The organism is Siccirubricoccus deserti, assembly GCF_014283215.1.
Classification (GTDB): domain Bacteria; phylum Pseudomonadota; class Alphaproteobacteria; order Acetobacterales; family Acetobacteraceae; genus Siccirubricoccus; species Siccirubricoccus deserti.
On the sequence record NZ_JACOMF010000132.1, the window covers coordinates 1 to 2,500 of the forward strand.

Sequence of the window (2,500 nt, forward strand, 5' to 3'; positions counted from 1 at the left end):
GTTGGGCGTCATTCTCCGCCTGGCGGAGGGGGCTGGAATTGGCAAACACCTCGGCGATGTTGCCGAGGCGTTGCTGCTGCAAATCAAGATGGATGCGGGGACAGGATTTGAACCTGTGACCTTCAGGTTATGAGCCTGACGAGCTACCGGGCTGCTCCACCCCGCGGTGGTGTATCTGAGAGGATCCGGCATGGTGGCCCGGCGGCGACCGACTCTCCCGCACCTTGAGGTGCAGTACCATGGGCGCTGGGGTGTTTCACGGCCGAGTTCGGGATGGGATCGGGTGTATCATCCCCGCGATAGCCACCGGGCCACCGTGCCGGATCCTCTGAGATCTGGGTTGGTGAGATGAGATTGGTTGATGGGGTGCGAGTGTGTGGCGCGGCTTGGTGCTGCGTGCGGTGCGGGTCTTGCGACCCGCGTCGCGGTGGTGATGGATCTGAGCTCGATCGGGCGATTAGGACCGCTCGGCTGCATCGGTTACCCGACTTCCACCTGCGGCCTATCAACGTGATGGTCTATCACGGCCCTCGAGGGAGACCTCGTTTCGAGGGGGGTTTCCTGCTTAGATGCCTTCAGCAGTTATCCCGTCCGTACTTAGCTACCCAGCGGTGCCACTGGCGTGACAACTGGTACACCAGAGGTACGTCCATCCCGGTCCTCTCGTACTAGGGACAGATCCTCTCAAGTCTCCTACACCCACGGCAGATAGGGACCGAACTGTCTCACGACGTTCTAAACCCAGCTCACGTACCGCTTTAATCGGCGAACAGCCGAACCCTTGGGACCTGCTCCAGCCCCGGGATGCGATGAGCCGACATCGAGGTGCCAAACCTCCCCGTCGATGTGGACTCTTGGGGGAGATCAGCCTGTTATCCCTAGAGTACCTTTTATCCGTTGAGCGATGGCCCTTCCACGCGGGACCACCGGATCACTAAGGCCGACTTTCGTCTCTGTTCGCGCTGTCGCGCTCACAGTCAGGCGGGCTTGTGCCTTTGCACTCAACAGCCGATGTCCGACCGGCTTGAGCCCACCATCGCGCGCCTCCGTTACCATTTGGGAGGCGACCGCCCCAGTCAAACTGCCCACCACGCAGGGTCCCGGCCCCGGCTAACGGGGCTCGGTTAGACGCCAGAAAGGCACAGGGTGGTATTTCAAGGTTGGCTCCACCGAAGCTAGCGCCCCGGCTTCATAGCCTCCCACCTATCCTACACAGTCCCTTCCTGGCGCCACTGCGAAGCTGCAGTAAAGGTTCATAGGGTCTTTCCGTCTGACCGCGGGTACCCCGCATCTTCACGGGGAGTTCAATTTCGCTGAGCCGATGCTGGAGACAGTGGGGAGGTCGTTACGCCATTCGTGCAGGTCGGAACTTACCCGACAAGGAATTTCGCTACCTTAGGACCGTTATAGTTACGGCCGCCGTTTACCGGGGCTTCAGTTCGGAGCTTGCACTCCTCCCTTTAACCTTCCGGCACCGGGCAGGCGTCAGACCCTATACGTCATCTCTCGATTTCGCAGAGCCCTGTGTTTTTACTAAACAGTCGCCACCCCCTGGTTTGTGTCACCCCACCCTGCTTGCGCAGAGAAGGGTCTCGCTTATCCCGAAGTTACGCGAGCAATTTGCCTAGTTCCTTCAGCATCGTTCTCTCAAGCGCCTTGGTATGCTCTACCAGTCCACCTGTGTCGGTTTCGGGTACGGTCCATATGCCAGAGCTATTTCCCGAGCCGATCCAACTGCACCCCCAATCCGATAAGGGAGTACAGAACTTCACGGCTGTCACTTCTGGCGGGCCCAGGAATATTCACCTGGTTTCCATCGGCTACGGCTCTCGCCCTCGCCTTAGGGGCCGGCTCACCCTGCGCGGATTAGCCTTGCGCAGGAACCCTTGGACTTTCGGCGGGAGGGTTTCTCACCCTCCTTGTCGCTACTCATGTCCGCATTCGCACTTCCCATACCTCCACGGCCGCTCGCGCATACCGCTTCACAGGCTTAGGGAACGCTCCGCTACCACGCACTATCGCTAGTGCATCCACAGCTTCGGCAGATGGCTTGAGCCCCGTTACATTTTCGCCGCGGGACAGCTATTAGACCAGTGAGCTATTACGCTTTCTTTAAAGGATGGCTGCTTCTAAGCCAACCTCCTGGTTGTTATGGCCGTCCTACATGCTTTCCCACTTAGCCATCATTTGGGGGCCTTAGCTGGTGGTCTGGGCTGTTTCCCTCTCGACAATGGACCTTAGCACCCACTGTCTGTCTGCCCGCCTGCACTCCCCGGCATTCGGAGTTCGGTAGGGTTTGGTAGGACTTTGGGTCCCCCTAGCCCTTCCGGTGCTCTACCTCCGGGGGTGACCGACGAACGATCTACCTCAATAGATTTCGCGGAGAACCAGCTATTTCCGAGTTTGATTGGCCTTTCACCCCTAGCCACAGCTCATCCCCGACTTTTTCAACAGGCGTGGGTTCGGCCCTCCAGTGCGTGTTACCGCACCTTCAGCCTGG

Annotated in this window: 1 tRNA gene and 2 rRNA genes (1 of these 3 cut by a window edge); all 3 read right to left on the minus strand. The window is 59.2% G+C overall.

Annotation, left to right across the window (positions count from 1 at the left end):
* Window positions 1-89: 89 nt before the first annotated feature.
* A tRNA-Met gene (locus H7965_RS28550) sits at window positions 90-166 on the minus strand.
* A gap of 30 nt (window positions 167-196) precedes the next feature.
* A 5S ribosomal RNA gene (gene rrf / locus H7965_RS28555) occupies window positions 197-311 on the minus strand.
* Between the two features lie 125 nt (window positions 312-436).
* Window positions 437-2,500: ribosomal RNA gene (locus H7965_RS28560) — 23S ribosomal RNA — on the minus strand; it runs 687 nt beyond the window's last position.